The sequence below is a fragment of the Streptomyces olindensis genome (assembly GCF_040645895.1).
Taxonomy (GTDB): Bacteria; Actinomycetota; Actinomycetes; order Streptomycetales; family Streptomycetaceae; genus Streptomyces; species Streptomyces olindensis.
The window spans coordinates 16,368-41,562 of the sequence record NZ_JBEYZD010000082.1 but is presented as its reverse complement, the minus strand read 5'-3'; the positions used below and the strand labels follow the sequence as shown (position 1 = coordinate 41,562).

Sequence of the window (25,195 nt, the reverse complement as noted above, 5' to 3'; positions counted from 1 at the left end):
GCACGGGGAAGCTGGCGACGCGGGTGAAGATCGCCTCCGGGTGGGCGGTGCCGGCGGCACCGCCCTCGCCCGATGATCAGGACTCTTCGCGCTTGGGCAGGCGCCAGTTCGGGCGCGGGAAGTGGCAGGTGTAGCCGTCCGGGTAGCGCTGGAGGTAGTCCTGGTGCTCCGGTTCGGCCTCCCAGAACGGGCCGGCCGGTACGACCTCGGTGACCACCGAACCCGGCCACAGCCCGGACGCCTCGACATCGGCGATGGTCTCCTGGGCGACGCGGCGCTGTTCCTCATCGAGGTAGAAGATGGCGGAGCGGTAGCTGAGGCCTATGTCGTTGCCCTGCCGGTTCTTCGTGGTCGGGTCGTGGATCTGGAAGAAGTACTCCAGGATCGTGCGGTAGTCGGTGGCCGTGGGATCGAAGACGATCTCGATCGACTCCGCGTGCTTGCCGTGGTCACGGTAGGTGGGGCGGGGCTTGTCGTCGTCGCCGCTGTAGCCCACCCGGGTGCGCAGTACCCCGGGGAGCGACCGGATCAGCTCCTGCATGCCCCAGAAGCAGCCACCCGCCAGCAGCGCCCTCTCCTCGACGTCGCTCATGACGCGCCACCTTTCTCTCGGCGTATGTCGGCGTATGTCCAAGCGGAACCAGCCTCGCACACAGAGCCGGCCACGCCCTTTGTCACCATCTTGACAGGTGATGCACCTCCCGCCGTCGGCACGGTGCGTGCGGCTCGGCCCCTCAGCCGGCCAGTGAGTAGAAACGCATCGGGGTGTTCGGCTCGAAGCCGATCCGCGGATAGACGGGTGCTCCGGCGGCGGTCGCGTGCAGGGTGGCCCGGGCCAGTCCGGTGGCGCGGGCGCCCTCGTACAGCGCCTTGCGGGTCACGGCCTCGCCGTATCCCCGGCGCTGCGCGTCCGGCTCGGTGGCGACGAGCACGACGAACAGGCGGCCCTCCGCCTCGACCGTCGCCGCGCAGGCGACCGGCGCGCCGTCGCGCAGAGCCAGGTAGGCGTACACCTCCTTCTTCCACAGCGTGGAGCCCGCGATGCCGTCGCGGGCCTCCTCCAGGGGGAAGCCATAGGCGCGCGCATTGATGTCCGCGTAGGCCCGCAGCTGTTCGTCGGTGCTGACCCGCTCGAACGTCAGGTCGGGATGGTGCGGCTCCGGGATCGGCAGCAGGTCGCCGGCCATGCCCGTGCCGGGGAAGGCGTAGGCCAGGCCCGCGCGCTCCGTCGCCTCGTCCAGCGCCGCGCGTGCGTCGTCCGCGAGCAGATCCTCGAAGAGCCACAGGAAACCGGGCTGTTCCTTGGAGCGCATGACGTCCGCCACTTGGCCGAGGCGCTGTTCGAGTAACGCCCTGTCCGCGCCGACGTCGGTCAGTGTCACCGCGTTCCAGAACGCGAAGCGGCAGTCGGCCCAGCGGACGGCGATGCCCGGGAGGTCCCGCACGTCCGCGTTCTCGTCCCGGTCGAGCACCATGGCGCGCCAGCCCGTGCAGAGCTGCTCCACCGATTCGACCGCGGCCGTCATGTCCGTCACGGCAAACCCCCTCGCTGTGTCGTGTGTGCGATCTCGCGTCCGGTACAACGCTCCATGCCCGCCGGAAGTTCGGACTCCGCCCGTCGGCCTTCAGAGGCTGCAGAGCAGGTCGTCGAGTGGAGCGGGAACGCGGTCGGGGTCGAGCGCCTCGACGAGGACACGGCCGTAGTGGATCTTGCGGCCCTTCTTCGTTCCGAGGAAGCGCCTGAACTGCTGCTCCGCGGCGCGGCCCTGCTGGGCCGGCTGGCGCAGGAAGGTGCGCAGGGGCCGCAGATCGCCCTGCTGTTGGACGAGTTCCGCCACCCGTGGCACGCCGAGCGCGCGGATGAGCTCGTCCTCCAGGTCCGCAGCGCAGACGAAGAAGCCCTGGGGCGCCGCACCCGCCCGTTCGAAGCCGCGGGCGTAGTAGGGACGCTCCGCCTCGTCGCACAGCCCCGTGAGGCGGAGACCCAGACCGGGTGAACCGAGGAGCCGGGCGTAGCGACCGACGCTCATCGCACCGCCGATCGACAGGACGCAGACGCCTTCCGCCGCCAGGTCGCGGCCGCGCCTCTCCGCCAGGGCGTCGACCGCCGCGACGTCGCTCAGCCCTTCGAGCAGCACGACCGTCCGGACGGGCAGCCGCGCGGCCAGTTCGTACGCGGGGGCCTCCGGGCCACCCGCCGCCCACGCGGTGACCGCGTCCCGGAACGCCCCCATGTCAGCCATGGGGCGAGTCTCAGTCAGTTCGCCTCACAGCGCGAGGGAATTTCCGCGCGTTGCCTCGGCTTGGGCCCGGGTTCAGGCGTCCCCGCGCAGGGCGTCCGAGATCGGTTTGGCGCCGCCGTGCGCGGTCAGGCCGCCGTCGACGGGGATCTCCGCGCCGGTGATGAAGGCCGCGTCGTCCGAGAGGAGGAAGGTGACGAGCGGGGTGACGTCGTCGACGGTTCCGGTGCGGCCGAGCGGCGTCCCCCGGAGGTTCGCCTCGCGGAACGCGGGCGCGGCGGAGGCGGTCATCTCCGTCTCGATGAAGCCGGGGTGGATGGTGTTCACGCGGATGCCGCGCGGCCCCAGTTCCATGGCGGCGGTCTTCGACAGTCCGCGCAGCGCCCATTTGCTGGCGGTGTAGGCGACCGGGTAGTGGGCGGTCAGCGCCGCGGACGAACCGACGTTCACGATCGACGCGCCCGCGCGCATCAGCGGAAGCAGGTGCTGGATGCCCAGGAGGGGACCGGTGACGTTGACGGCGTGGACGCGGGCCATGTCCTCGGGGCGTACGTCGTCGATGCGGGCGCGCCAGGTGACGCCCGCATTGTTGACCAGGCCGTGCACCTGTCCGTAGGCCTCCCGCAGTTCGGCGGCGAGCCGCGCCCAGCCCTTCTCGCTGGTGACATCGAGGCGGCGGCAACCGGGCGCCTCGGTCGCGTCGGTGGCGATGACGCGGGCGCCCTCGCGGGTCAGCGTCTCGACCTCCGCGGCACCCTGGCCACGGGCCGCGCCGGTGACGACCACGAGCTTGCCGAGGAGTCGCCGGGACCGAAGGGCGCTCACGGCCGCTCCCGGGGGCGGCGCCGGGCGACCGGGACCGGCACCGGATCCGGCCCTGTCACCACGGTGTTGGAGACGGCGCCGATGCCCTCGACGGTGAGTGTGACCGTGTCGCCGGGCTGGAGCGGCGGCGGGTCCTGCCTGCCCCGTACGCCCCACAGCTCGGCGAGGCAGCCGCCGTTGCCGCAGGTGCCCGAGCCGAGGACGTCGCCGGGACGCACCCATGTTCCCCGCGAGGCGTAGGCGACCATCTCCTCGAAGGTCCAGCTCATGTTGGACAGCAGGTCTTCGCCGACCACCTCGCCGTTGATCCCGGCGGTCAGCGCCAGGCGCAGGAAGCCGTCCGCGTCGCGGTGCTCCTCCAGTTCGTCGGCGGTGACCAGGTACGGGCCCAGGGTGGTGGCGGTGTCCTTGCCCTTGCACGGGCCGAGGCCGACCTTCATCTCGGCGGACTGCAGGTCACGGGCGGACCAGTCGTTGAAGACCGTGTAGCCGACGATGTGGTCGCGGGCCTGCTCGGGGGTGAGGTCGCGGCCCTCGGTGCCGATCACGGCGGCGACCTCCAGCTCGAAGTCGAGCACGCTCGACCCCGGCGGCATGGGAATGTCGTCGTGCGGGCCGTACACCGCGTAGGGATTGCCGAAGTAGAACGTCGGGGCGGCGTACCACCGCTCCGGGACTCCGGCGGCCCCGTCCACGGACCGCCGTACGCCCTCGACGTGTTCCTCGAAGGTGACGAAGTCCCGCACGGTGGGCGGCTGGAGCGGGGGCAGCAGTCGTACGTCGGAGACGTGGGGGCCGGCCGGCGCACCGATCGCAGCGGCGCCCGCGTCGAGCAGGTGCGGCAGGCCGCCTCCCTCGGCGAGCAGTCCGGTCAGGGACCGGACACCGGGCAGCGGGCGCAGCGTGCCGTCCTCGGCGACGACCGCCGCATGTCGTCGGTTCTGGTACTCGTACGAGGCGAAACGCATGGCGATGTTCCTGTCGTCGGCGTGAGGGGCGGGGACGGAGGCCGGGGGCGCGGCGCGGGGAGTCGAGGCGGTGGACGGGGCCACCGCGCCCCCGGAGACCGGAGACCGGGGGTCTCGCCGGTCAGACCGGCGGGGCGACGAAGCAGCCGCGGTCAGGGTCGTTGAACGACTCCTTGGCGACCAGCTCGTTCATCGGGTTCGCCGTGCCCCACTGGTCGGTGACCTCGGGCTGGGAGAAGTCGTAGACGTGCGGGTGCCAGGTGTCCTCGTCCAGCTCCTCCAGCTCGGTCGTGTACTCGACCGTGTTGCCGTGCGGGTCGAGGAAGTACGTGAAGGTGTTGTCGCCCGCCATGTGGCGGCCGGGGCCCCACACCTTCCTGAACCCGGCCCGCATGACCCGGCCGGAGCCGCGCATGTACTCGTCCAGGCCGCGCATCTCGAAGGAGACGTGGTGCAGCGCGGTGTGCGGGCCCTGCGCGATCGCCATCGAGTGGTGCTGGTTGCTGATCCGCATGAAGTGCATGACCTCGCCCATGTGCGGCGAGCTGAGCGTGTCGGAGAGGCGGAAGCCGAGGTGGGTCTCGTACCACTCCCTCGTCCTGTTCAGGTCGGGAGAGTTGAGCACCACGTGCGACAGGCGGACCGGGATCGACTCCTTCTCCTCGAGCCTGCGGTGCTGCCGGGCCTCGACGTCGGCCGAGACCTCGATGGTGCGGCCGTCGACGTCGAAGAAGCGGAAGCCGTAACCGCCGCCCGGGGTGTCGAGCTTCCCCGGCTGAGAGATCAACTGCACGCCGCCCGTGAGGAGTTGGTCGGCGAGCGTGTCGACGTCGGCCGCGCTCGCGGCTCCGTAGGAAACGAGGTCGAGGCGCTTCTCCTCGGCCTGGCGCAGCCGTACGACGTACTGTTCGGGGCTGCCCTCGGCGGCGAGGAAGGAGATGCCGGAGTCGTCGGCGACCTTGGTCAGGCCCCAGACGCCGGCGTAGAAGTCGAGCTGCTTGTCGTAGTCGGGCACGGCGAGGTCGACGTGCCGGAGATGAGTGAGCAGGCGGTTGCTCATGGGGGGGTTCCTCCTCAGACGAGGTTGAGCAGGGCGGCGGCGTTGCCGCCCCGCACCGCGTGGAAGTCCTGGTCGGGCAGATCGGCGGCGCGCAGCGCGCTCAGCGGATCCTCGGTGCCCATGTCGAACGGGAAGTCGGAGCCGAGCAGCACCCGGTCGGCTCCGACGGTGCCGATCAGGGCTCGGAGCACATGGGGGTCGTGCACGAGGGAGTCGAAGTACAGCCGCTCCAGGTAGCTGCTCGGCTCGTGGGCGCAGGCCCGGGCGTCGGGGCGGGCCCGCCAGGCGTGGTCGGAGCGGCCGATGTGGGTGGGAAGGTAGCCGCCGCCGTGTGCCGCGATCAGCTTCAGCCCGGGATGGCGGTCCAGGACACCGGAGAAGATCAGGTGCGAGAGCGCGACGGCGTTCTCGGTGGGCTGGCCGACCGTGTTGGACAGGTACCACTGGTCCAGGCGCTCGTCGAGGGTGCAGCCGAACGGGTGCAGGAAGACCAGGGCGCCGGTCTCCTCCGCGCGGGTCCAGAAGGGCCCGAGACGCCGGTCGGAGAGTTCCACCTCCCGCGTCCCGCCGGGCCCTGGAGCGTGCGAGGAGATCTCCACGCCTCTCAGTCCCTGGTCCAGTGCGTGGTCGAGGAGAGCGACCGCGAGGTCGGGGTGCTGGAGCGGGACCAGGCCGAGGCCGTGCAACCGGTCGGGGGCCTTGGCACAGTGGGCGGCGGTGCCCTCGTTGGCCAGCCCGCACACCCGCTCGGCCAGCCGGGGCCCGGCCCAGTAGTGGTAGTGGTTCGGTGAGGGGCTCACCAGTTGGACGTCCACACCGGCCTCGTCCATGGCCGCCAGGCGCACCGCGGCGTCCGTCAGCCGGGGCACCCGCTCGCCGACCATGGGACCGCTGACCGCCAGGGCGGCGTGGCCGTTGCGGCGGACGTCGAGATCGCGGGCCTCGCCCAGGCCAGGATGGTTGGCGACGGCCTCCTCGACCTCGGGGAGCAGGAGGTGGGCGTGGACGTCGATGGTCGGCGCGCAGGATGCCTCGGTGGTCATGGGCGCTCCTTGAGGAGGTTCATGGTGCGGCCGATCAGCCCGGCCATGTCCGCGTCGCGCACGCCGTCCAACTGCCACTGACCGATCTGCACGGACGCCTCGACCACGGTGCGCACCCGGGGGACGCGGCGGTCGTGGTAGGTCTGGAGCAGTTCGCCGTCCCAGTCGCGTCCGCTGGTGAGCAGTTCGGCGAGCACGGAGGCGTCCTCCAGGGACATGGCCGCGCCCTGGGCGAGGGTGGGCGGGCAGCAGTGGGCGGCGTCGCCGATGAGCACGACCCGGCCCCGGTGCCAGGAGCCCTCGACCAGCAGGCGGTCGAACCAGGTGTAGTTGACCTTCTCCGGGTCGGTGATGTGCTCGGTGATCTCCCGCCAGACCCCGCCGTAGGCCCGCGCCAGGCGGCGCATCTCGTCGGCGTAGCTGGACGGGTCGATGGACGCGCGGTCGCGGCATGCCTCGACGACATAGGCGTAGAGGGTGTTCTCGCTGGTGGGGCAGTAGCCGGCGATGTAGGCGGGCCCGCCGAAGGCGAGGTCGGTGCGGGTCACGGTCTCGGGGCGGGGGGCGGCGACGCGCCAGATCGCCATGCCGGTGGGCTCGGGTTTGTCGGTGATACCGATCGCGGCTCGGGTGGCGGAGTTGAGGCCGTCGGCGCCGATCACCAGGTCGTAGCGGCCCTCGCCGCCGTCGCTGAAGCGCACCGCGACGCCGTCGGCGTCCTGCTCCAGCGCGACGGCGGTGGTGCCGAGGCGAACGCCGGCGCCGGAGGCGCGGACCGCGTCGATGAGGATCTGCTGGAGCCGGGGGCGCTGCATGCCGAGGGTGGCGGGCAGGTCCTCGCCGCCGGTTCGGATGTCCTCGGCGACGAACAGGACGGTGCCGTCGGGTGCGGTCACGCCCAGCGAGCCGAAGGGGTATCCGGAGGCCTCCACCTCTTCCCACACACCCAGTTCGCGCAGGACCCGCAGGGCGTTGCCCTGGAGGGTGATGCCGGAGCCGGTGGTGGCGTTCCAGTCGGGCTTCGCCTCGATGAGGTCGACGGCGATGCCGGCGCGGCGCAGCAGGATGGTGACGGCGCTGCCGGAGGCGCCCCCGCCGATGACCAGGACGCAGGGACTCCCTCCAGCCGGAGGCTGGGAGAGGGTGGGGTTGTCAGCCATGTCGGGGATACCTCCCGGGGTTGGGCCGCGCGGTGCGGGGCGGCTGGGTGCGGCTCGCCCGCCGAGGGCGCGGGCCAGAAGGTGGGGGGTGGGGTGCGGGCCGGATGCTCCGTCGCTGTCCGAGGGAGCGCGTCCGGGGGCCGCGAGGGCTACTTGACGGCGATCGGGTTGACCGGTGAGCCGACGGCCCCGGTGATGGGCAGGGGCGCGGCGGTGAGCCAGAACTCGTACACGCCGTCGGCCGCGCAGTCCTCGGCGAGCGCGTCGAGGTCCCACATCTCGCCGATCAGCAGGCCCATGTTGGGGATGACGATCTGGTGCAGGGGCTGGAAGGCGTGGTCGAACTCGTTGGGCCGTACCTCGAAGCCCCAGGTGTCGGTGGCGATCGCGGCGATCTCGGTGCGGTGCAGCCAGCCGGCGGTGGTGAAGGACAGGCCCGGCGCGGGTCCGCCCGCATAGTCGCCCCAGCCGTCGCGTTTGGCACGGGCCAGCTGCCCGGTGCGGACGAGGACGATGTCCCCGCGGCCGACGCGCACGCCGTGGGCCTCGGCGGTCGCGGTCAGGTGCTCCTCGGTGATCGCGAAACCGTCGGAAAGCTCCGGGGAGCCGTCGCCGCCGATGGCCCTGGCCACGTCCAGCAGCACGCCACGACCGGCCACGTGAGGCGCCATGTGCTCGATGCCGGTGACCAGGTCGCCGTCGGAGGTGACGACCTTCTCCGCGTCCCGTCCGTTCCATGCCTTGCCGTGGTCGAAGATGTGCCCGAGCCCGTCCCACTGGGTCGAGCACTGCAACGGCATCGCGATCACGTCGTCCGCGCCGCCGATGCCGTGCGGGAAGCCCTGGTTGCCCAGGGCGGCGTCGGTGCCCGTGTCGAGCATGGTGTGTACCGGGTTGGTGCGGCGGCGCCAGCCCTTCTGCGGGCCGTTCATGTCGAAGCGCTGCGAGAGCGAGAAGCTGACGCCCCGGCGTACGAGGGCCGCGCCTTCGCGCCGCTTGGCCTCGTCGAGGAAGTTCAGCGTGCCGAGCACGTCGTCCTCACCCCAACGGCCCCAGTTGGAGTACTCCTTGGCGGCCTCGGCGATCGCGCCCTCAGGGTCGGTGCGGTCCGGCGTCATGCCTTCTCCTCCACACAACGCGTGCGCTGCACACCGAGACCGGTGATGGAGCCCTCCATGACGTCGCCCTCGCGCAGCAGCCGCCCCCAGTGGATGCCGTTGCCCGCCGGGGAGCCCGTCAGCACCAGGTCGCCGGGCAGGAGCCGGGCGGTCCGGGAGATGTACGACACCAGCCGCGCGACGCCGAAGAGCATGTCCTTGGTGGACTCGTCCTGCATGGTCTCGCCGTTGAGCTTCAGCGTGACTCGCAGGTCACCGGGGTCGGTGATGGACTCGGCGGGGACGATCCAGGGGCCGAGCGGGGTGAAGCCCGGGGCGTTCTTGCAGCGCAGCCAGTCGGTGCCGATGGCGGGCATGTCCCGGCGGAAGACGGTGGCGCGGTCGGTGAGGTCGTTGGCGATGGTGTACCCGGCGACGTACTCCAGGGCCTCCTCGGCGGACACCCGGTAGGCGGGCTTGGCGATGACGGCCGCCAGCTCCAGCTCCCAGTCCGGCTTCTTCGCCCAGGAGGGGAGCACGACGTCGTCGTACGGGCCGGCGATGGTGCTGGGCAGGCCGATGAACACGTACGGCAGGTCCTCCGCCGCCCGCCGGTCCATGACGGCGGCGATCTCCGCGCGGGCCTCCTCGACACTGCGCGGGTCGTCGGGGGCGCGGTGGGCGACCTCCAGATCGATCACGTGCTGCCGGTAGTTGGCACCGGACTGGAAGATCTGGCGGGGCTCGACCGGTGCGTGCACCCGCAGGCCGTCCAGAGGCCGCCAGTCGAGGGCATCCTCGTGCGCGAGGGTGCGCAGGACCGGGAGGGCCTCCTCCCACCGCTCCAGAACGGCGCGTATGCCGGACGGCTCCCAGGCCAGGGTCCGGCTCAGGTCGAGGACCCGGTCCATGGTCAGCAGGCCGGGGAACGGCTCCCCGTCCGGGGCCGAGAACGTGCCGAGCGCGAACGGGCCGGCAGGGCGCGCGAGTGTTGCCATGAGATGTCCTCCCGCTGAATTGCGGTCTACTCTGACGCTCATCGACGAATCACGGAGATCAATCCTGTGGATCTGATATATCCACGTGGTGGATGGCCCCACGCGGTGGATGGTCCCGTTTGCTGCTGGGTGGTGTCTGGTGAATCTGTCCCGACTCGATCTCAATCTGGTCGTCGCCCTGCGCGCGCTGCTGGAGGAACGCAATGTCACCCGGGCCGGGGAGCGCATCGGTCTGAGCCAGCCGGCGATGAGCGCGGCGCTGTCCCGGCTGCGCCGCCATTTCGACGACGAATTGCTCGCCCGCACCGGCAACTCCTATGAGCTGACGCCGCTCGGCACCGCCCTGCGCGATCGCAGCGCGACCGCCTGCGACCTGTTGGAGCGGGTCTTCTCGAGTCAGGCCGACTTCGACCCGGGCGCCGAGACCCGCGAGTTCACGCTCCTCGCCTCCGACTACGGGGTGGCCGTGTTCGGCGCCGCGCTCTCCCGCGCCGTGCACCGGGAGGCACCCGGCATCCGGTTCACCTTCCAGCACCCGGCACCCTCCGTCGTGGAGAATCCCGCGACGGTGTTGAGCACGGCCGACGGACTGCTGATGCCGCACGGCGTCATCAACGGCCTCCCCGCCGTCGAACTCTTCAGCGACCGCTGGCTGTGCCTGGTCGCCGACGACAATCCCGAGATCGGCGACGAACTCACTCTCGACCAGCTGTCACGCCTTCCCTGGGCCGTCTACCAGCGCCCCTACGACGCACCGGTGGCACGCCAGCTCAGCATGATCGGCATCAGCCCCCGGGTGGAGGTCTCGGTGCAGACGTTCCAGTTGCTGCCGCACATGGTCGAGGGCACCCGCCGGGTCGCGATGATCCAGGAACATCTGGCCCGGACAGCGGTCAGCTCCGCCGCGGTGCGGGTCCTGCCCTGCCCCTTCGAGGCCGTTCCGGTCCGGGAAGCACTGTGGTGGCATCCCGTACACACCCAGGACGCGGCCCACATCTGGCTGCGGCAGAAGGCCGCGGAGGTGGGCGCGACGCTGACGAACGCCGGGGCGACGGCCGCCGGGGCGACGGCCGCACCCGGTGCGGAGGGCGGGTGACCGGGCACCGTGCCGCTGCCGCCACCCCCGGCCGGCAGCGGCAGGCGGCAGGCGGCAGGCGGCAGGCGGCAGGCGGCAGGCGGCAGGCGGCAGGCGGGAGTATCCGCCCCTCAGGACGACTGTTCCAGCAGCGGCCGGGGCGCCGCGGCGCCCGCGCGGCGGCGGGCCGCCACCAGTCCCGCCGCGACGAGGGCGGCGGCCAGCCCCAGCAGACCCACCGCACCGGAAAGGCTGCCGACCTGCGACTCCACGGCGAGCAGCACCAGCGGGCAGACGAACTCCCCGCCGAAGAAGGCCGCCGTCCACAGACCGGTCCCCCGGCCCCGGTCCTCGAACGCCAACCGGGACATGGCACTGGTCAGGAGGGCCGGCAACAACATGCCGGTGCCCAGGCAGTTGATCACCGCTCCGACGACCAGCAGCGGGGCGTTGCCCGCGAGGAACATCACGCTGAAACCGGCCGCGCAGAGGGCGAAGACGACGGGCAGCACCGGCTCCGGAGAGCGCTTCAGGCGGGCGAAGGACATCGCACCGGCCACCGTGGCAGCACTCGCGGCAGCCGTGGCCATGCCGATCACACCGGAGCTCTCCACCCCGACGTCGTCGAGGAGGTACGCCATCTCCACCGGGACGGTGTAGAAGACCATCGCGCCGAAGAAGGTGAGGGCGCAGATGCCCGCCAACTGCCGCCAGGGGAACGCCCGGCGGGTCTCCGCCCGGGCCGGGGCCTCGTCGGCGGCCGGGGCCCCGTCGGCGGCTGGGCCGGCCGCCGGGTTGGGCAGGGCGACGGCCATCAGCGGGGCGATCAGCAGGCTCACGGCGTAGATCCAGAAAGGCATGCGCCAGCCCGCCGAGCCGACGGCGCCGCCGAGCACGAAGAAGGCGGTGGCCGACATCGAGGCGCACATGGTCTGCAGCGTCAGGTACTTCACCCGCTGCCGACCGCTGTAGTAGTCGCCGATGAGGGTGGTGCAGCAGGTCATGATGGCGGCCTCGGCCACACCGACCAGGGCGCGACTGGCGATGATCGCGCCCAGCGACTCCAGCCAGAGCGGTGCCGTGCCGAACACGGCGTACAGGGCGGTCGCCACGATCAGCAGGCGCTTGCGGCCCAGCCGGTCCACGATCACCCCGGCGAACGGCGCCAGCAGTGCCAGTGACAGCGCCGGGACGGTCAGCGCCAGGGGAACGAGCGCCTTGGCCCCCGGGACCGACGCGAAGTGGTCCTCCATCTTCGGCAGCACCGGAGCGATCAGCACCGCTCCGAGGATCGGCAGACAGCTGCCCGCCATCAGCAGGATCACGCGCAACAGATGGGCCGGGCCCGAGACAGTGACGGGCGACGGAACGGCGTCGTCGGCCGCGGCGGAGGACGGCGAGGGGACGGAACCGGGCATGGCGACTCCAGGGACGGTGTACCGGGGACGGTGTAAGGGAGAGGGCACGCGTTTTCACAGGCACCGACGGTGCTCGGCATGCCGGCGGAGAGCCGCATGCGGCGGCTGATCCGGACAGCGGCGTGCGGGTAGGGACGACTATGGACAGCCGGGTGCCCGGTCGCCATCCTCTGCGCGATCGGGATCCCGTATCCGCACCATCCATGCCGTGAATGGGCTGCCCACCACATGTGCCCCTGACCTGCGCGTTCCTACGGTGTTCCGACACCGGCCCGTCCCCGGCCCTCGAAGTCAGCACGGAACCAGCACGGGGTTGACGGAGTGCTGACTCGGTGCCGGTCGGTCTGGAACGCAGCGCGCTCCATTGCCGCCGACGGCATTCGCATTCACGACGCAACCCGACTCATGGGACGGACAGTGGACACTGATCGCCTTCTCCGTCGGGAACGGGAGAGCACGCGGCGGCGCGCGTTGCGCACCGCGCTGCGTTGGCGCGGATTCGCGCCGCTGTACGACGCGCTCTGGGTGTCGCCGCACCCCCTGACCCCCAAGGGGTGGATCGAGGTGGCAGACCTGGCGCGGGGAGCGGTGACCGTATTCCGCGCGCGGCAGCAGGATCTGGACACGGAGGCTGACCGCAACCCGCTCCAGGCCTGGGACCTGCCGGGCATCGCCGAGCACTACCAGGCGTCGGTCACGGCTGACGACGGACCGCCGCGGGCGGGACCGGGCGGACCGCGGAGACACCACACAGCGCCTGCCGCACTGCGATCTGTCGAATGCGCGTCGAAGGCAACAGAGTTGGGCTCCGATGATTGACAGATAGGCACCCGATCGGGACTCTGACTGTTGCAAGCCCCATGGGAACGCTCCCAAAAGCACCCCGGCGCACGACGAGTGAAAGGAGAAGCACCTCTGCGGCGCTTCCGCGGAATTCTCATCCCCCATCAGATGGGCGCGAGGGGCTTTCGCCATGATCGAGTCACCGGTCGGCCGGTGTTCACCGGCTCGCCGTGCCTCCGCTCGCAGGACCACGCCACATCGATCGCCACCGCGGTCGCTGCCACGGGCAAGGCCGGTACGTCCTCCACTGTGCGCAAAACGCCGACCTGACCACCCCCCACGGTCACTCCCCCCACCACCTCGGTCAGCGTCACCGCCGCAGCATCACCGATTCCCCTTTCCGGCGCCTGATCGAGCAACGCTCCTCACACCCCCACACCAGGAGCCTTCATGACCCTGCAATGGCGTAGCTTCCTGCCCCTGAGCGCAGCCGAAGCCGCGGGCGTAGGCATGTACCTGCTCGGCACGGGACAAGCAGTTGCCCCCCGAGGCGCTGGACCGCAATCTGAACGCCATGGCCACCACCCATCCCGGCTACGAGATCGACGTAGCCGAAACCGCCTACCCCGCATCGGGCGGTGAGGGCTCGCCAGTGCCCAACTCACCGTTCCCCCGAACGATCCAGGGCCAGGCGGACGCCATCCGGAGAGTGTTCCAGGCCGCCAACGACGTGGTCGACAACCGCGGTTCAGGCGTGCTGGTGTGGGAGCCGGCCGGCTACCAGCCGATGTTCCGGGCCGTGCCCGGACTGGCGAACACGTGGGAGCCGCACGCGTCCATCAACGTCTTCAACGCCAGCCGCGCCAAGCACATCCTCCAGGACACCTTCTACACCGCCACCGTGGTGGGTGCCGCTCCGAGGCTGCCCTCCTCCATCCGCATGCTCACCACCGCCAACAACAGGATCACCAGCGTCCCGGTCCGATGGCAGCCGTTGCCACCCGGCGCGACCGACAGGCCGGGTGAGGTGACGGTCACCGGGACGACCCGCACAGGACCGGTCACGGCGGTCATCGACGTCGTTCCCGCACGCGGCGCATACGACTCGACCATCTCATAGCCTCCGTCGCTTCCCGGTCGCGCCGGCCCTTCGGGTGGTGTTCCGCACTCCACCTGGCACGCGGTCCGAGGCAACTGCGGGGAACGCCGAACGCTCCACCCATCCCCCACCCAGGAGTCATCCCGTGACCATGCAACGACGGACGTTCCTCAGCTTGAGCGCGGCCGGAGCGACGGGCGTGGGCCTGTCCCTGCTCGGCGCGGGACAGGCACCGGCCACCGCCGGGCCGCTGGACACGGCGCCGACCACGCCGTTCGCGGTCGGCGTGCGCTGATCCAACACCAGGTGGGAGGCCCAGCTGGGCGAATCACCCAGCGGCCCGGGCCCCCACATCCTGCTGGCCCGGCACAGCGGCAAGGCCGCCGAGATCAACGGGGCCTCCACCACCGCCGGCGCAGGGCTCGTACAGCGGACCGCCAACAGTGCCCCAACCAGCAGTTCGAGTTCGGTTTCACATCCGGGATCTCAGCACGTCGACCTCACAGCCCGGCGCGAACGGGTCGAAGCCGTGCTCGATCAGCCAGCGAACTGCCAGCAGGCTTCGCAACGACCACCACGCGTGGATCACGTCGAGGTCGATTTCCTGGCCATAGCCGGCGATGACGTCGTCGAGGTGCTCCTCGTGTCCGAGCGTGAAGGTGGCGAGGTCGTACAGGGCATCACCCTGGCCCGCCTCGGACCAGTCGATGATGCCCGTGACCTCGTCGCCGTCGACGAAGACGTGCGCGATCTGCAGGTCGCCGTGCGTGAACGCCGGAGTCCACGGCCGGAGCGCGGCCTCGGCGACCTGGCGGTTTCGGGTGACCAGGTCGGCGGGCAGGACACCGTTCGTCACGAGCAACTCGCACTCGTCGTCGAGTTCCGCCGCCAGCGCGACGATGCTCCGGCCGGCCCTGCCCGGCCGGGGCGGCAGCGGCGCTTCGTGCAGCTTCCGGATGGCGGCGCCCGCCGCGGCCCACGCCGCCGGCGACCCGGCCGACGGCCCGCCGAGGCGCCCAAGCGTCGTCCCCGGGAGTGCGGCGATCGCGAGCACGGGCGGCTTGCGCCACAGGACCTCCGGGGTCGGGACCGGCGCGAGGGACATCGCCTCGACTTCGACGTCAATGCGCGCCTGATCGGCGTCCACCTTGAAGAACACGTCGCCGACGCGCAGAGTCGCGCGCTCGGAATGGGCGACGACGACTTCGACCTCATCCATGGGCGACCAGTATCCCGGGGATGATCGCCGACGTCGCCGGGTTTGTCGCGTGCCCCGCGACGGCTCTCCCGGGAGGCCTCCACCATCAGTGACTGGGCCAGCGGCAGCACGGCTCCCTCCGCCACGCCCATCAGGGCCCGGGCGACGAGGAGACCGAGGAAGCCGGTCATCAGCCCGCCCGCCGCGGAGAAGCAGGAGAAGAGGACCACCGCGGCGATCAGAATGGGTTTGCGTCTGCCGAGCTTGTCCGACAGATGGCCGGCCACCAGCCCGGACAGTGCCCACGTGAGTGCCAGCACTCCGGACAGTGTGCCCAGCTCGGTGTTGGACAGATGGATTTCCTTGCTGATGAACGGGGCAAGGAACGGCAACGCCTGGCGGTCGAAGAAGACGAATCCGAAGGCCAGGAAAAGGATCAGCAGCAGCCGGTTCTCATAGCGGCGGGCAGTGGTGCCGGTGGCCGCGGACGCTTCTGCCTCGGGCCGCATGCGGGGACGGATACGTGGCATCGAAACCTCGTTCGAGCGGTAGGGCCGGGGTCACCGGAAGAGTGAGTTGACGTAGTCGGCACCGATGCCGACCTTCTCGTAGTGGTTCCTGCACAGCTCGATGTAGTCGTGGACATCGAAGTAGCCGGTGGTGTTGCCGTCCTCGTCCAGCCAGATCAACGGACCCTTGACGATGAAGAACGCCTTCATCGGCTCGTCGCTCTCGTAGGCCACCAGCGTGTGTCCCTCGCCGGGGGCCTCGTAGACGAAGTCACCGGCCCGCGCGGTCCAGGGCCGCTCCAGGTAGCCCCACTTGCCGGAGATCGTGTACGCGAAGACCTCGTGCGGGTGGTAGTGCCGGTTGACGAGTCCGGCCTGCTTGGCGCAGAGGATGTCGGCCCAGGAGTTGTCCTTGACGTTGATCCACAGCGGGCGCGAGCCGACGGTCTCGCTGAGCGGTGCGTAGTACCGGTCGTCGTCGGTGGTCACCTGGGACAGATAGACCTCCGGTTGCGCGTCGGGCTTCACCGAGTCGGTGATCGGCTTGAGGCCCTTCCAGAATTCCGACCTGGCTTCCTCGGGCATGTTTCGGCTCCTTTTCGTCGAGGTGGCCGACAGTGAACCCCTAGAGCCGTGGCCAGGTCTTTCCCGTGGGAGACATGGCGGATTGCCTGTTTGGGACATGCGCCGTCTCCACGACCTCCAGTGCGCGGCGGTGGGCCGGCTCCCCCGCCTACCCGCCGGGGTGTCCTACCTGAGGCGTACCGGTGATCAGCGGCGAGTGGCACCGCCGTACCACTCGGGCGGTCAAGTGTCCCCCGTGGTCCCAGGGCTCGGGCCGGCCGCGCTTCTAACGTCGAGTGCACAGGCCGCGGCGCTCGCCCGGCCGAGTCCGAGGGAAAGGCCCACACCCGTGATCGAAGCGCGTGAGCTGACCAAACGGTACGGCGACAAGACCGTCGTCGACGAGCTGAGTTTCACCGTCAAGCCCGGTGAGGTCACCGGCTTCCTCGGCCACAACGGTGCCGGCAAGTCCACCACCATGCGCATGATCGTCGGCCTGGACTCCCCCACCAAGGGCTCGGTGACGGTCAACGGCAAGTCGTACGCGAAGCACATGGCACCGCTGCGCGAGATCGGCACCCTGCTGGAGGCCAGGTCCGTCCACCCCGGCCGCAGCGCGTTCAGCCATCTGATGGCGCTCGCGTACACGCACGGCATTCCGCGGCGCCGGGTGGACGAGGTCATCGAACTGGCCGGGCTGACCAGCGTGGCCGGTAAGCGGGTCGGGGCCTTCTCGCTCGGCATGGGCCAGCGGCTCGGTATCGCGGCGGCCCTGCTCGGCGACCCCGCGATCGTCATGCTCGACGAGCCGGTCAACGGCCTCGACCCAGAGGGCGTGCTGTGGGTGCGCAATCTGCTGCGTTCGCTGGCCGACGAGGGCCGGGCGGTGATGCTCTCCTCGCACCTGATGAGCGAGACCGCGATGATCGCGGACCATCTGGTGATCATCGGCCGTGGGCGGCTGCTCGCGGACACCACCGTCGACGACTTCACACGGGAGGCGAGCGGCGGCGGCGTGAAGGTCGCCTCCGCCGAGGCCGGCAGGCTGCGCTCGCTGTGGCCACTCGTGGCGGCGGGGACTCCGGCGGCCGCGTGGACACTCTGGGTGTCCAGGACCACCAGGGTCGGGTCCTCTAATCGGCGGGCGTGCTCCCGGACCTGGCAGCGCAGGAGTTCATGAATGACCTGGTCGGTCCCGTCGTCCCGCCAGGCGGCGAAGAGTAGTAGGTCGCGCTCTTCTGCGGCAGGTCGTGCGGGAGATAGGCCCATTGGCAGCCGGTCCGCCCCTGGTGCAGGATCGCGTTCACGATCTCCCGCATGTCGTAGGCGCCCTGGTGGCCGCTGACCGAGCGGTGCCGGTCCTTCCATGCGGTGATCACCGGCTCGATCAACGACCACTGCTCGTCCGATAAGTCACTCGGGTACGGCTTGCGTTCACTCACCCGGTCACATCACCAGATCAACAACTCCGGACCGGCAGATTCCGCCCCGCCGCCACACCATCAGGCGATGACAGAGCCACATAAAAACTCACAAACCGCCCACTGAGGGTCAGTCAACACGGATATCGAATCCGTGTCATCAGGTCGCCACAGTACGTGAATTGGATCCGTCTTGGCTGCCTCCTGTACGTCAGCTGGAGGGGCCCTAACCGGAGCGAGTCTTGAATCACACCCACCTCAGAGGAACGGCCTCCAACGCACTGGAGCACTGTTCTGTTCCGAGGCCCCACTCCCGCACCGCCTCACACAACCCCTGACTTCCCGATCCGAGGAATGCCTGTCCCATGAGACACATTCGCAAGTCGACCCTCAAGAAGAGCGCCCTGATCGTCGGCGCCACCGCCCTGGCCGCGTCCGGCCTGCTGACCGTCGCCGGTTTCGCCTCGGCCAACACCCCGGGCGGCGCGACCAACATCAAGGGCGTGGATCCCGGCAACACCGACTGGCTGCTGCACCATCTGTGCGGCAACAAGCCGGAAGGGCTCGTCGCAGCCGCCTACAACGTCGAGACCGGCGAGTTGAAGTTCCAGAAGGACTACATGGAAACCGTCTATCCCGGGCCCACGATGAAGAGCAATTTGAAGTACACCATTTGGAAGCCCTATGGGAAGTGGGAGATCTTCAGCGGGCGGTGCAGCTACCCGCAGCTCGGTGACCCCTGGGACGCAGATGGCCAAGAGGTCCAGTCCTCCACCTGGTACTCCAACCACGGTTCGCAAACGGACGAGCGGACTATCACCAACACCTACACCAGCAAGAGGCACGCCACGAACACCGTCGGAGCCGAGGTCAGCTTCGACGTCTCCTACGGCATCGTCTCGGCCAGCGTCAAGGGCAGCTTCAGCCGGGAGTGGGGCTGGGAGAAGACCAAGACTCGCACGGAGACGTTCAGGCAACCCGTTGCGCCGTGCACGGAGCTCGCCACGTTCTGGGTCCCGCGGGAGCGCCATGTGCGGGTGGCCCCAATCTTCGAGGTCGAGTCGTACCAGTGGGCCACCGGGAGGGGCGATTTCAACTTCTCTGTCGGCAAGCCCGATCCCGTGGTCCACCCCCCCGTGAACACCTGGCGCGGCCGGGACTACAACAAGATCTACTCGGAGGGCTACTACATCGAGGCCGTCGCCGACGTGATCCTTGACACCGACGTGCCCGCAGGCAGAGAGGCGAAGAGGGAGCGGAACCTGGACCCGAACACCTGCAACCGCCGCTGAGCCATCGGAACCGGCATCTATCAATTGACGTCGCAGCCGGGTATCGGCCTGTAGGCCGAGGCGAGCCGTCGGCCTGCAGGCCGAGGCGAGCCGGGCAGAGGCGCGCGTAGGTTGCGCCGGTCGGCACAGGACCGATCCTGACGCTCACTCGAGGTTCCACGGAGGGACCGATGAACCTGACCTCCCCCGCTGCCGGGCCGGCGCCCGACAGCCGTACGCGCAAACGCCGTTCCCGCTTGCTGAGCGCCAAGTTTCTGACGCTCTCCCTCGCCGGGGCCACGCTGCTGGGCGGCGCCGCCTTGGTGGTTCCCCAGTTCCAGGACAAGGCCAACGCCGCCGACCCCCCGAAGTGGGCCGCCCCGGACGAGAGCTACTCCTCGGTCACCTGGGACCTCGACTACGGGCAGCCCGGGGCTGACAGCTACGGGGCCTTCATCAGAGCCCTGCGGGACACGATCACCACACACGCCAACGGCAGACGCGAGCAGATTCCCGACCCCAGCCGAGCCGGACGAGGGGGCAAAGTCCCCACGCTGGCCGTCGACTTCACCGACCCCGGGCAGAACAAGAAGTTCGCCGACATCGTCATCACGGCCCCAGAGGGCCAGGAGCTGCATGCGGTGGTCCGCCTCAGCAACCTGTACGTCGCGCAGTTCTACTGCGCAGATCCCTTCGGCGACAAGCCGTTGAAGTACAACCTCGCAGAGGAGTTCAAGCAGCGTGCCGCGGACAACCGTTGGCAGTGGTCCCGCAACTTCCCCGAGGACTACAACACCCTGGGCTCGTCCGGATATGCCAACCGTGCTCTCGGCGGCGTCCAGCTCGGGGCCACGGCCTTCGACAGCGCGGTGAAGACCCTGTGCAGCACCGTCAACGTGGACGAAAGCACCAACGCCCAGGAGCCGGCGCGGGCGATCCAGACCCTGATCGTCGGCATCTCGGAAGCGACGCGCTTCCGCGATCTCAGCCGCAACGTCTACAACGCCTGGTCGGGCGGCCAGGAGTATCAACTCACCGGCGTGGACGATGAGTCCATTCACGACTGGGGCAAGCTGAGCGAGATCCTGCGCAACAACGGGGGCGGCTCCCGCCAGGTCGGAAACCGCATAGTCGACAACGCCGGGACCGCGGCGCAAGTCCTGCAGGTGGCCCTCGGCGGCCCGGCCACGCCGCCCCTGGGCGGCGAGGCCCCGCGCCGGCCGCCCCAGGGCGACCCCCCGCGTCGCTGCCTGACGGACGGAGAGACGCCCGACTGCATCTCTGACGGCACGCGGGAGCAGGCAGCAACGAAAATGGATTACGTCGCCCTCGGCGACTCCTACTCGGCAGGCACCGGCGCCGCGCCGTACCTGCCCAACGACAAAACGATCACGCCACCCGGCCCCGACCTGAAAGTGATCAACCCGCCTGCCTCGGTCAACCACAACGACAACTGCCAGCGCAGTGAACAGGCCTACGGCGCTCTGGCCGCCAAGGAATACGGCGGGCCGCAGGGCTTCATCGGCAGCTTCACCTTCGCCGCGTGCCAGGGAGCGGTCACGCAGAACGTCCGTGACGGGCAGCTGGCGGCACTGACCCCGGACACGGACCTGGTGACGCTCACCATCGGCGGCAACGACGTCGAGTTCGCCAACGCGATGACCGAGTGCGTCAAGCCCCATGTCGGTCCCCCGGGGGAGGCATCGCCCACCTGCGGCACCGCGCTGGACCGGTCCTTTCTGATCATGCGCACCGCCCTGGGAGGGATGCTGAAGCAGACCTACGAAGCGGTCCTGAACGCCGCACCGAATGCCCGCGTCGTCGTCCTCGGATATCCCAAGCTGTTCGATGAGCAAGGCCAGTGCGAGATAGTCCAGGGCAACTTCAACCCCACCCCGCAGGCGCGCAAGGCGATGAACGACGCTGCCGTGGAGCTCAACCAGACGATCCAGAAGGTGGTGGCGCAGGTCGGCGGGGAGACCAAGCGATCGATCCAGTTCGTGGATGTCCAGCCGGTCTTCGACGGACACGGCATCTGCGGCAATGACCCCTTCCTGACCGAGCCGATCTCCGTCGCCCCCGCGTTCCACGACGCGTACCACCCCAACGCCAAGGGGCACGAACGGTACAAGTCCCTGATCGCCGGGCTGTTCGGCGCCTGATCCCGACCCCGCTGCCCCACCCCTCCAGCACAGTCCCGACAGGTAGGGCAGCGGGCGTCCTCGCCGACCGATTGCGCCCTTGCGAACACAGTCGATGTGCGTTTCCAGAATGGGTACTTCCATGGCCAACCAGTCATTGCCGCCAGCAGTGCCGCAGGTCTCGGTGCAGGGGGCGCGCCCCGAAGACGAGCTCCTGGAGGAGTACCGGGAAGCGGTCCTGTGCTACGCCACCCTGTGCACGACGAGCCCCGCGGAGGCCGTGCAGCTGGCGTACGAGGCATTCACGCTGGGCATCGAGTGGCGGCGGCAGGGCGAACAACTGCCGTGGCTGCCACTGCTGCTGATGGCCGTGCTCGAGATGGCGGGCAGGTGGCAGATGCAGGGGCGAGGTGAGCCTCTCAGCACGGAGCTGAGCATCTGGCTGTATGAGCGGGTGGCGCAGCAGCACATCGCCCCGGAACAGCCGCCGCTCGCGCTGCGGGCACTGCAGCAGATGCCGACGGCGGACGCGGAGCTGCTCTGGGCGGCGGAGGTCGAGGGACTGCACACCAAGAGCGACGCCGGAGGCAGGCCGTGGGAGGTGACCAGGGAGTGGGAGGTCACCCGGGTCAGAGAAGCATTCCGCCAGTGCTGCCAGGGAGTGTACGCGGCCGAGGTGGCGGACTCGGATGAGGAGTGCCGTGGCTACCTGGGACTGCTGGAGGCAGCGACGCGGTCGCCGGAGGAGTGGGCACCGGAGGATCTGCAGCGGCATCTGGCGGGGTGTGCGCGGTGCAGCGAGACTGCGGCGTGCCTGACGCTGTCCGACGAGTCGCCTGTCGTGCTGGCCACGGGAGTTTTGGGCTGGGGCGGGCGAGAGTACCTGGATCGGCGCAGGATCGCGGGGGAGCGGGACCCGGCCGGGCCGGCGCACCAGGAAGACCAGCGCAAGATCGCGGGGTGGCGAGCGCCCCTGCGGAGACGGCCGGTCTGGGCGGCGGGCGCTGTGATCCTGCTGGCCGTCACGGCGGTGGTCGGCGTCAACCTCAGCAGCACGCCGTCGGAGCCGACGTCCACGTCGGCCGCACGCGATATCTCCCCTTCCCCCTTCTCATCCCCCGATGCCGCCTGGCCCTTCGACTCCCCGCCCCTTCCAACGCCCACGCCCGTCCCCAGCGACGTCTCGCCGCTTGCCGATGCCGACTCCGGCGTCTCGCCGTCGCCCACCCCGGCGCCCCGTAGCGTCTCGCCATCGCCCCCGGCCAAAGACGGCAAAGCGCGTACCCGCCCGAGCCGCATTGTCGGACGCGGCTCCGGCCGGTGCCTCGACAACACCGACAACGGGCCTATCGGCACCCAACAGCAGATTCGCGATTGCGGTATCGACGATCCCGACCAGAAGTACACCTACACCGCGGCTCGTGAGCTGCGCGTCGCTGGCAAGTGTTTGGCCGCGGAAAACAACGGCACCGCCGAGGGCACGCGTGTCGTCTCGTGGACGTGCAACGCGACACCGGGCCAGCGCTGGACCTTCAAGACGGATGGAACGATCACCAACGACCTGTCCGGCAAGTGTCTCGACGTGACTGACGTCGGTACGGCAAACGGCTCGAAGATCCAGCTGTACTGGTGCTGGGGCGGCAGCAATCAGCTGTGGAGCCGTCGCTGACCGGACGAGAGGCACGAGCGCCATCCCGCTTCGCCCGTGCTCCCGCGACCTCGACCAGGGCCCTGGCCACATCGGGGAGACAGCTCCAGCTGTGCGGGGCGTCTGGATCCCCGAGCGTGGAGACCGTTTGCCGCGCAGCAGTTGTGGCATGGCCCGCGCGGCCAGGTGCCCGCCGTCGGTCATGTCGGGCCCGAAGAAGTCCGAGGCCCGCACCTCGACCGCCTTGATTGCGACCGTGCTCATGCAGTTTCCGCACCTGCTCCAAACGGCGGCGCGCACCCGCCCTTTGGGGCCGGTGCCGCGAGCGGCGGCTTCGGTCATGGGGGCGTGCGCGCTCGGTCCGCCGAAGGATCTCCGCAGGGGCGGACGTCGGCCCTTGAGGAGTTCGCCGTGCTCACCGAACTTCCGCTGGTGCAGGGAGCGTTGGTCTTCGCCGGGCAACTGCTGGAGAAGGGAGCCGTCAGTCAGGCGTGATCATCACGGTGACCGTACGGTCCTGCGCCGCGCTCCCGTACGGCGCGTCGCGCTGGCCGTGGTGAACGCGGTGAGGGGTTTGCCGCTGGCAGCGCCGAGTTCCTGGGCCGCGACCAGCGCGCCACAGGGAGGTGACCGAACCGCCGCTGCGAGGGGCGCCAGGGACGGTGGCGGCGTGGCCGTAGATCTCGATCTTCATCTCGCGTCCGGCCAGCCGCTCGCCGAGGGCGGCGAGCCGGTCGGTGCCCTCCGGGGTGAGCTGGGCGCCCTCGGAGAAGAGCCCCTCGGTGAAGGCAACCTCCACAGAGGCCCCGTGGACCGTCGGGCGCAGGCCCGGTGCCCGCAGCGCGCGGGCCAGCGCTTCGGCTGCCTCCACCCGGCGGGCCGTCTCCCGCTCCCGCTGCTCCGCCAGGTCCTTCTCGCGTTCGGCTGCGAGGCGCTCGGCGATCCGCCGTGCCTGTTCGGCCGGTGAGGACGGTGCGGCGGTGTGCTGGCCCGGCTGTCCGTCGGCGTCGTCGGTGAGAACGGCCACGCCCACCGTGACGGCGGCCACCGCGCACACCGCGGCGGCCAATGCCGTACCGGCACGGTGCCGGGCGAGCGCCGCCCGCGGGCCCCGGCGGGTGAGCCGCTCGATGCGGGCCAGCCCGGCCGCTGCCGCCGCGTCCCGCGGGTGCTGGTCCTGGACACGCCGTACGGAGCGATCATTCGCAATTCCTCATTGGCAGCCGAGTCGTCGTGGGGCGCCGGGTGGCCAGTCGATGGAAGCCTCGAACGGCAGAAGTTTGAAAGCCACACCCGGCACCCCTGGGTGGCTGCACCATACGAAGGGCTCACCGCGTCCCGCAGAGCAACGTAGGGAAGTTTGAGCGATCGACCCTATGGCGACCAACGAAGGGGCAGTCGTACGTGGGGCAAGTCAGGGCCGTGTTCGAAGTCGCTTCCCGCGGAAGGCAAGCCATGTGGTGAGGCATGCCGTGGCGCCCAGACCCGCGACGGCCGTGCCCCCCACCCAGACAGCGCTTCCCGCGTGCACCGCGTAGACGCCGGTGCCAGCCATCAACATGTAGAACTCCCACGAGCAGGGTGAACGTAACCGCTTCCCGTCCGGTCCATCCCCAACCTGCGCCGGCCTCATCCCAGGACGCCCGGATGCGTTCCGTGCTTCAGCGAGGCAGAACACCCGCCTGGGCGCACGCCCCCGACCGGCAGTACATCCAGGTCATGACCGACCGTCGCGCGTCTCCGAGTGATCTGCCCGATGCCCGCTGGGGTCGGTCGAGCCGGCTGCTTCCGCCTGGCGCCATGAGCGCTGCGGCCGGGCCCTGGGCTTCGGCCGGCCTGCCGCCGGAGCATGACCTGCGCGAGATCATGAACGCGATCTTGTATGTAGACCGCACCGGCGTGCAGTGGAGCTACCTGCCGCACGATTTTCCGAACTTTCCCGAACACGATCTACAGCTACGTCGCCAAGTGGCAGTCCGACGGCATCTTCGCCCAACTCAACGGCCTTCTGCGGGAGTTGCCCCGCCAGCAGGAGGGCCGGAACCCGGAGCCATCGGCCAGCGTGATCGACCGGCTCATCAGGCCGTCCGGGAGGCGAATGACAGCCCGATCACCGTTTGCTCACCGCCTGCGCGGGCGCCGCGATGCCCTGCTCGCCGTCCAGGATCTCGTGGAGCCAGGCGCGTTCGGCGCGGCTCATGGCGCGGGCGGTGAGCAGCATGCCGCGGCGGTATGGGTCGGCGAGCTCCTCCGCGCGCAGCGGACGGTCGCCGTCGTAGAAGAAGCTCGCGGGCGTCTCGAGGAACTCCAGGCGTCGGTGCAGCACCGCGTGCTGCTCTTCCACATCGGGCAGCAGGGACAGGAACGCCAGGATTGTGAAGAAGCGGGCGTGGTCGGTGATCTCGTGCTGGGCGGGGTCACGCAGGCGCCGCAGCAGCTCGTCGCGGCCCGCGTCGGTCAGGGTCAGCACGTACCTCTGGGCGGCTACCGCGCCCGGCTCGATGCGCCGGGTCAGCAGGCCGCGTTTCACCATGCGGTTGATCGCCGGGTAGAGGCTGCCATCACTGACCGGCCGAGTATGACCAGACAATTGTTCCACCCGGCGGCGCAGCTCATAGCCGTGCAGCGGCCCCTGCGCGAGGTGCCCCAGGATCAATAGCTCCAACACGCCACCATC

At 70.0% G+C, this 25,195-nt stretch carries 25 protein-coding genes and 1 pseudogene; 9 read left to right on the top strand and 17 right to left on the bottom strand.

Annotated elements, in window-relative coordinates; genetic code table 11:
• Positions 1–76: 76 nt before the first annotated feature.
• From msrA to ABZ948_RS35050, 10 genes are all read right to left on the bottom strand, one after another.
• The gene (gene msrA / locus ABZ948_RS35095; RefSeq protein ID WP_359766535.1) at positions 77–592 is read right to left on the bottom strand and encodes a peptide-methionine (S)-S-oxide reductase MsrA; all 516 of its coding nucleotides are present in this window, start codon (positions 590–592) and stop codon (positions 77–79) included.
• Positions 593–734: 142 nt separating this feature from the next.
• Positions 735–1,526: a GNAT family N-acetyltransferase gene (locus ABZ948_RS35090; RefSeq protein WP_435857738.1), complete on the bottom strand. Its 792-nt coding sequence runs from the start codon at positions 1,524–1,526 to the stop codon at positions 735–737.
• A 99-nt stretch (positions 1,527–1,625) separates the two neighbouring features.
• Positions 1,626–2,243: a TOPRIM nucleotidyl transferase/hydrolase domain-containing protein gene (locus tag ABZ948_RS35085; protein WP_359766532.1), complete on the bottom strand. Its 618-nt coding sequence runs from the start codon at positions 2,241–2,243 to the stop codon at positions 1,626–1,628.
• A gap of 72 nt (positions 2,244–2,315) precedes the next feature.
• The gene (locus tag ABZ948_RS35080; protein WP_359766530.1) at positions 2,316–3,065 is read right to left on the bottom strand and encodes an SDR family NAD(P)-dependent oxidoreductase; all 750 of its coding nucleotides are present in this window, start codon (positions 3,063–3,065) and stop codon (positions 2,316–2,318) included.
• Complete coding sequence (locus ABZ948_RS35075; RefSeq protein ID WP_359766528.1) at positions 3,062–4,033, bottom strand: fumarylacetoacetate hydrolase family protein; 972 nt, start codon at positions 4,031–4,033, stop codon at positions 3,062–3,064. Before ABZ948_RS35075 ends, ABZ948_RS35080 begins: the two co-directional genes overlap by 4 nt.
• Before the next feature lie 121 nt (positions 4,034–4,154).
• Positions 4,155–5,093, bottom strand: coding sequence for a VOC family protein (locus ABZ948_RS35070; RefSeq protein ID WP_359766526.1), 939 nt, complete (start codon positions 5,091–5,093; stop codon positions 4,155–4,157).
• A gap of 14 nt (positions 5,094–5,107) precedes the next feature.
• Positions 5,108–6,136, bottom strand: a complete 1,029-nt coding sequence (locus ABZ948_RS35065; RefSeq protein ID WP_359766524.1) for an amidohydrolase family protein — start codon at positions 6,134–6,136, stop codon at positions 5,108–5,110.
• Positions 6,133–7,296, bottom strand: coding sequence for an FAD-dependent oxidoreductase (locus ABZ948_RS35060; RefSeq protein ID WP_359766522.1), 1,164 nt, complete (start codon positions 7,294–7,296; stop codon positions 6,133–6,135). The genes ABZ948_RS35065 and ABZ948_RS35060 overlap by 4 nt, the downstream gene beginning before the upstream one ends.
• A 149-nt stretch (positions 7,297–7,445) precedes the next feature.
• The gene (locus ABZ948_RS35055; RefSeq protein WP_359766520.1) at positions 7,446–8,414 is read right to left on the bottom strand and encodes a cyclase family protein; all 969 of its coding nucleotides are present in this window, start codon (positions 8,412–8,414) and stop codon (positions 7,446–7,448) included.
• Positions 8,411–9,391 carry a fumarylacetoacetate hydrolase family protein gene (locus tag ABZ948_RS35050; protein ID WP_359766518.1) on the bottom strand — a complete coding sequence of 327 codons (981 nt, stop codon included), beginning with the start codon at positions 9,389–9,391 and terminating at the stop codon, positions 8,411–8,413. Before ABZ948_RS35050 ends, ABZ948_RS35055 begins: the two co-directional genes overlap by 4 nt.
• A gap of 139 nt (positions 9,392–9,530) precedes the next feature.
• Here ABZ948_RS35050 and ABZ948_RS35045 point away from each other — a divergent pair, with 139 nt between their 5' ends.
• Entirely contained in the window at positions 9,531–10,487 is a 957-nt protein-coding gene (locus ABZ948_RS35045) for a LysR family transcriptional regulator (protein ID WP_359766517.1), read from the top strand.
• 110 nt (positions 10,488–10,597) lie between these two features.
• Here the strand turns inward: ABZ948_RS35045 and ABZ948_RS35040 are convergent, their stop codons facing one another.
• Positions 10,598–11,884, bottom strand: coding sequence for an MFS transporter (locus ABZ948_RS35040; RefSeq protein WP_359766515.1), 1,287 nt, complete (start codon positions 11,882–11,884; stop codon positions 10,598–10,600).
• A gap of 405 nt (positions 11,885–12,289) precedes the next feature.
• Here ABZ948_RS35040 and ABZ948_RS35035 point away from each other — a divergent pair, with 405 nt between their 5' ends.
• The 3 genes from ABZ948_RS35035 (at position 12,290) to ABZ948_RS35025 (ending at position 14,061) form a co-directional block, all read left to right on the top strand.
• The gene (locus ABZ948_RS35035) at positions 12,290–12,703 is read left to right on the top strand and encodes a hypothetical protein (RefSeq protein ID WP_359766513.1); all 414 of its coding nucleotides are present in this window, start codon (positions 12,290–12,292) and stop codon (positions 12,701–12,703) included.
• A gap of 502 nt (positions 12,704–13,205) precedes the next feature.
• Positions 13,206–13,787, top strand: a complete 582-nt coding sequence (locus ABZ948_RS35030) for a glycosyl hydrolase 53 family protein (protein WP_359766511.1) — start codon at positions 13,206–13,208, stop codon at positions 13,785–13,787.
• 124 nt (positions 13,788–13,911) lie between these two features.
• Positions 13,912–14,061, top strand: a complete 150-nt coding sequence (locus ABZ948_RS35025; RefSeq protein WP_359766509.1) for a hypothetical protein — start codon at positions 13,912–13,914, stop codon at positions 14,059–14,061.
• Between the two features lie 177 nt (positions 14,062–14,238).
• On the opposite strand, the gene ABZ948_RS35020 is transcribed toward ABZ948_RS35025, so the two are convergent.
• The 3 genes and pseudogenes from ABZ948_RS35020 to ABZ948_RS35010 all read right to left on the bottom strand — a co-directional run bounded on the left by ABZ948_RS35020 (position 14,239) and on the right by ABZ948_RS35010 (position 16,058).
• Positions 14,239–14,985: a phosphotransferase family protein gene (locus tag ABZ948_RS35020; protein WP_359766507.1), complete on the bottom strand. Its 747-nt coding sequence runs from the start codon at positions 14,983–14,985 to the stop codon at positions 14,239–14,241.
• Positions 14,986–15,047: 62 nt separating this feature from the next.
• Positions 15,048–15,473: pseudogene (locus ABZ948_RS35015) on the bottom strand (MFS transporter); the annotation flags it as partial.
• Positions 15,474–15,524: 51 nt separating this feature from the next.
• Positions 15,525–16,058: a 2,4'-dihydroxyacetophenone dioxygenase family protein gene (locus tag ABZ948_RS35010; RefSeq protein ID WP_359766505.1), complete on the bottom strand. Its 534-nt coding sequence runs from the start codon at positions 16,056–16,058 to the stop codon at positions 15,525–15,527.
• Positions 16,059–16,386: 328 nt separating this feature from the next.
• On the opposite strand from ABZ948_RS35010, the gene ABZ948_RS35005 reads away from it, so the two are divergent.
• Positions 16,387–17,217 carry an ABC transporter ATP-binding protein gene (locus ABZ948_RS35005; protein WP_435857737.1) on the top strand — a complete coding sequence of 277 codons (831 nt, stop codon included), beginning with the start codon at positions 16,387–16,389 and terminating at the stop codon, positions 17,215–17,217.
• Here the strand turns inward: ABZ948_RS35005 and ABZ948_RS35000 are convergent.
• Positions 17,171–17,479 carry a transposase gene (locus ABZ948_RS35000; RefSeq protein ID WP_435857736.1) on the bottom strand — a complete coding sequence of 103 codons (309 nt, stop codon included), beginning with the start codon at positions 17,477–17,479 and terminating at the stop codon, positions 17,171–17,173. The two genes, ABZ948_RS35005 and ABZ948_RS35000, sit on opposite strands and share 47 nt — an antisense overlap.
• Before the next feature lie 344 nt (positions 17,480–17,823).
• Between ABZ948_RS35000 and ABZ948_RS34995 the strand changes: the two genes are divergently transcribed.
• The 3 genes from ABZ948_RS34995 to ABZ948_RS34985 all read left to right on the top strand — a co-directional run bounded on the left by ABZ948_RS34995 (position 17,824) and on the right by ABZ948_RS34985 (position 22,539).
• A complete protein-coding gene (locus ABZ948_RS34995) occupies positions 17,824–18,750 on the top strand; it encodes a hypothetical protein (RefSeq protein ID WP_359766504.1) in 927 nt (308 codons plus the stop codon).
• Positions 18,751–18,920: 170 nt separating this feature from the next.
• Positions 18,921–20,891 carry a ribosome-inactivating family protein gene (locus ABZ948_RS34990; protein WP_359766502.1) on the top strand — a complete coding sequence of 657 codons (1,971 nt, stop codon included), beginning with the start codon at positions 18,921–18,923 and terminating at the stop codon, positions 20,889–20,891.
• 121 nt (positions 20,892–21,012) lie between these two features.
• Positions 21,013–22,539 (top strand): RICIN domain-containing protein, encoded by a 1,527-nt coding sequence (locus ABZ948_RS34985; RefSeq protein WP_359766501.1) that lies wholly within the window; start codon positions 21,013–21,015, stop codon positions 22,537–22,539.
• A 460-nt stretch (positions 22,540–22,999) separates the two neighbouring features.
• On the opposite strand, the gene ABZ948_RS34975 is transcribed toward ABZ948_RS34985, so the two are convergent.
• The gene (locus tag ABZ948_RS34975; RefSeq protein WP_359766499.1) at positions 23,000–23,566 is read right to left on the bottom strand and encodes a hypothetical protein; all 567 of its coding nucleotides are present in this window, start codon (positions 23,564–23,566) and stop codon (positions 23,000–23,002) included.
• Positions 23,567–23,985: 419 nt separating this feature from the next.
• Here ABZ948_RS34975 and ABZ948_RS34970 point away from each other — a divergent pair, with 419 nt between their 5' ends.
• Complete coding sequence (locus ABZ948_RS34970) at positions 23,986–24,732, top strand: transposase (RefSeq protein ID WP_359766497.1); 747 nt, start codon at positions 23,986–23,988, stop codon at positions 24,730–24,732.
• On the opposite strand, the gene ABZ948_RS34965 is transcribed toward ABZ948_RS34970, so the two are convergent.
• Entirely contained in the window at positions 24,629–25,186 is a 558-nt protein-coding gene (locus tag ABZ948_RS34965) for a PadR family transcriptional regulator (protein WP_359766495.1), read from the bottom strand. The genes ABZ948_RS34970 and ABZ948_RS34965 overlap by 104 nt on opposite strands.
• Positions 25,187–25,195: the final 9 nt, after the last annotated feature.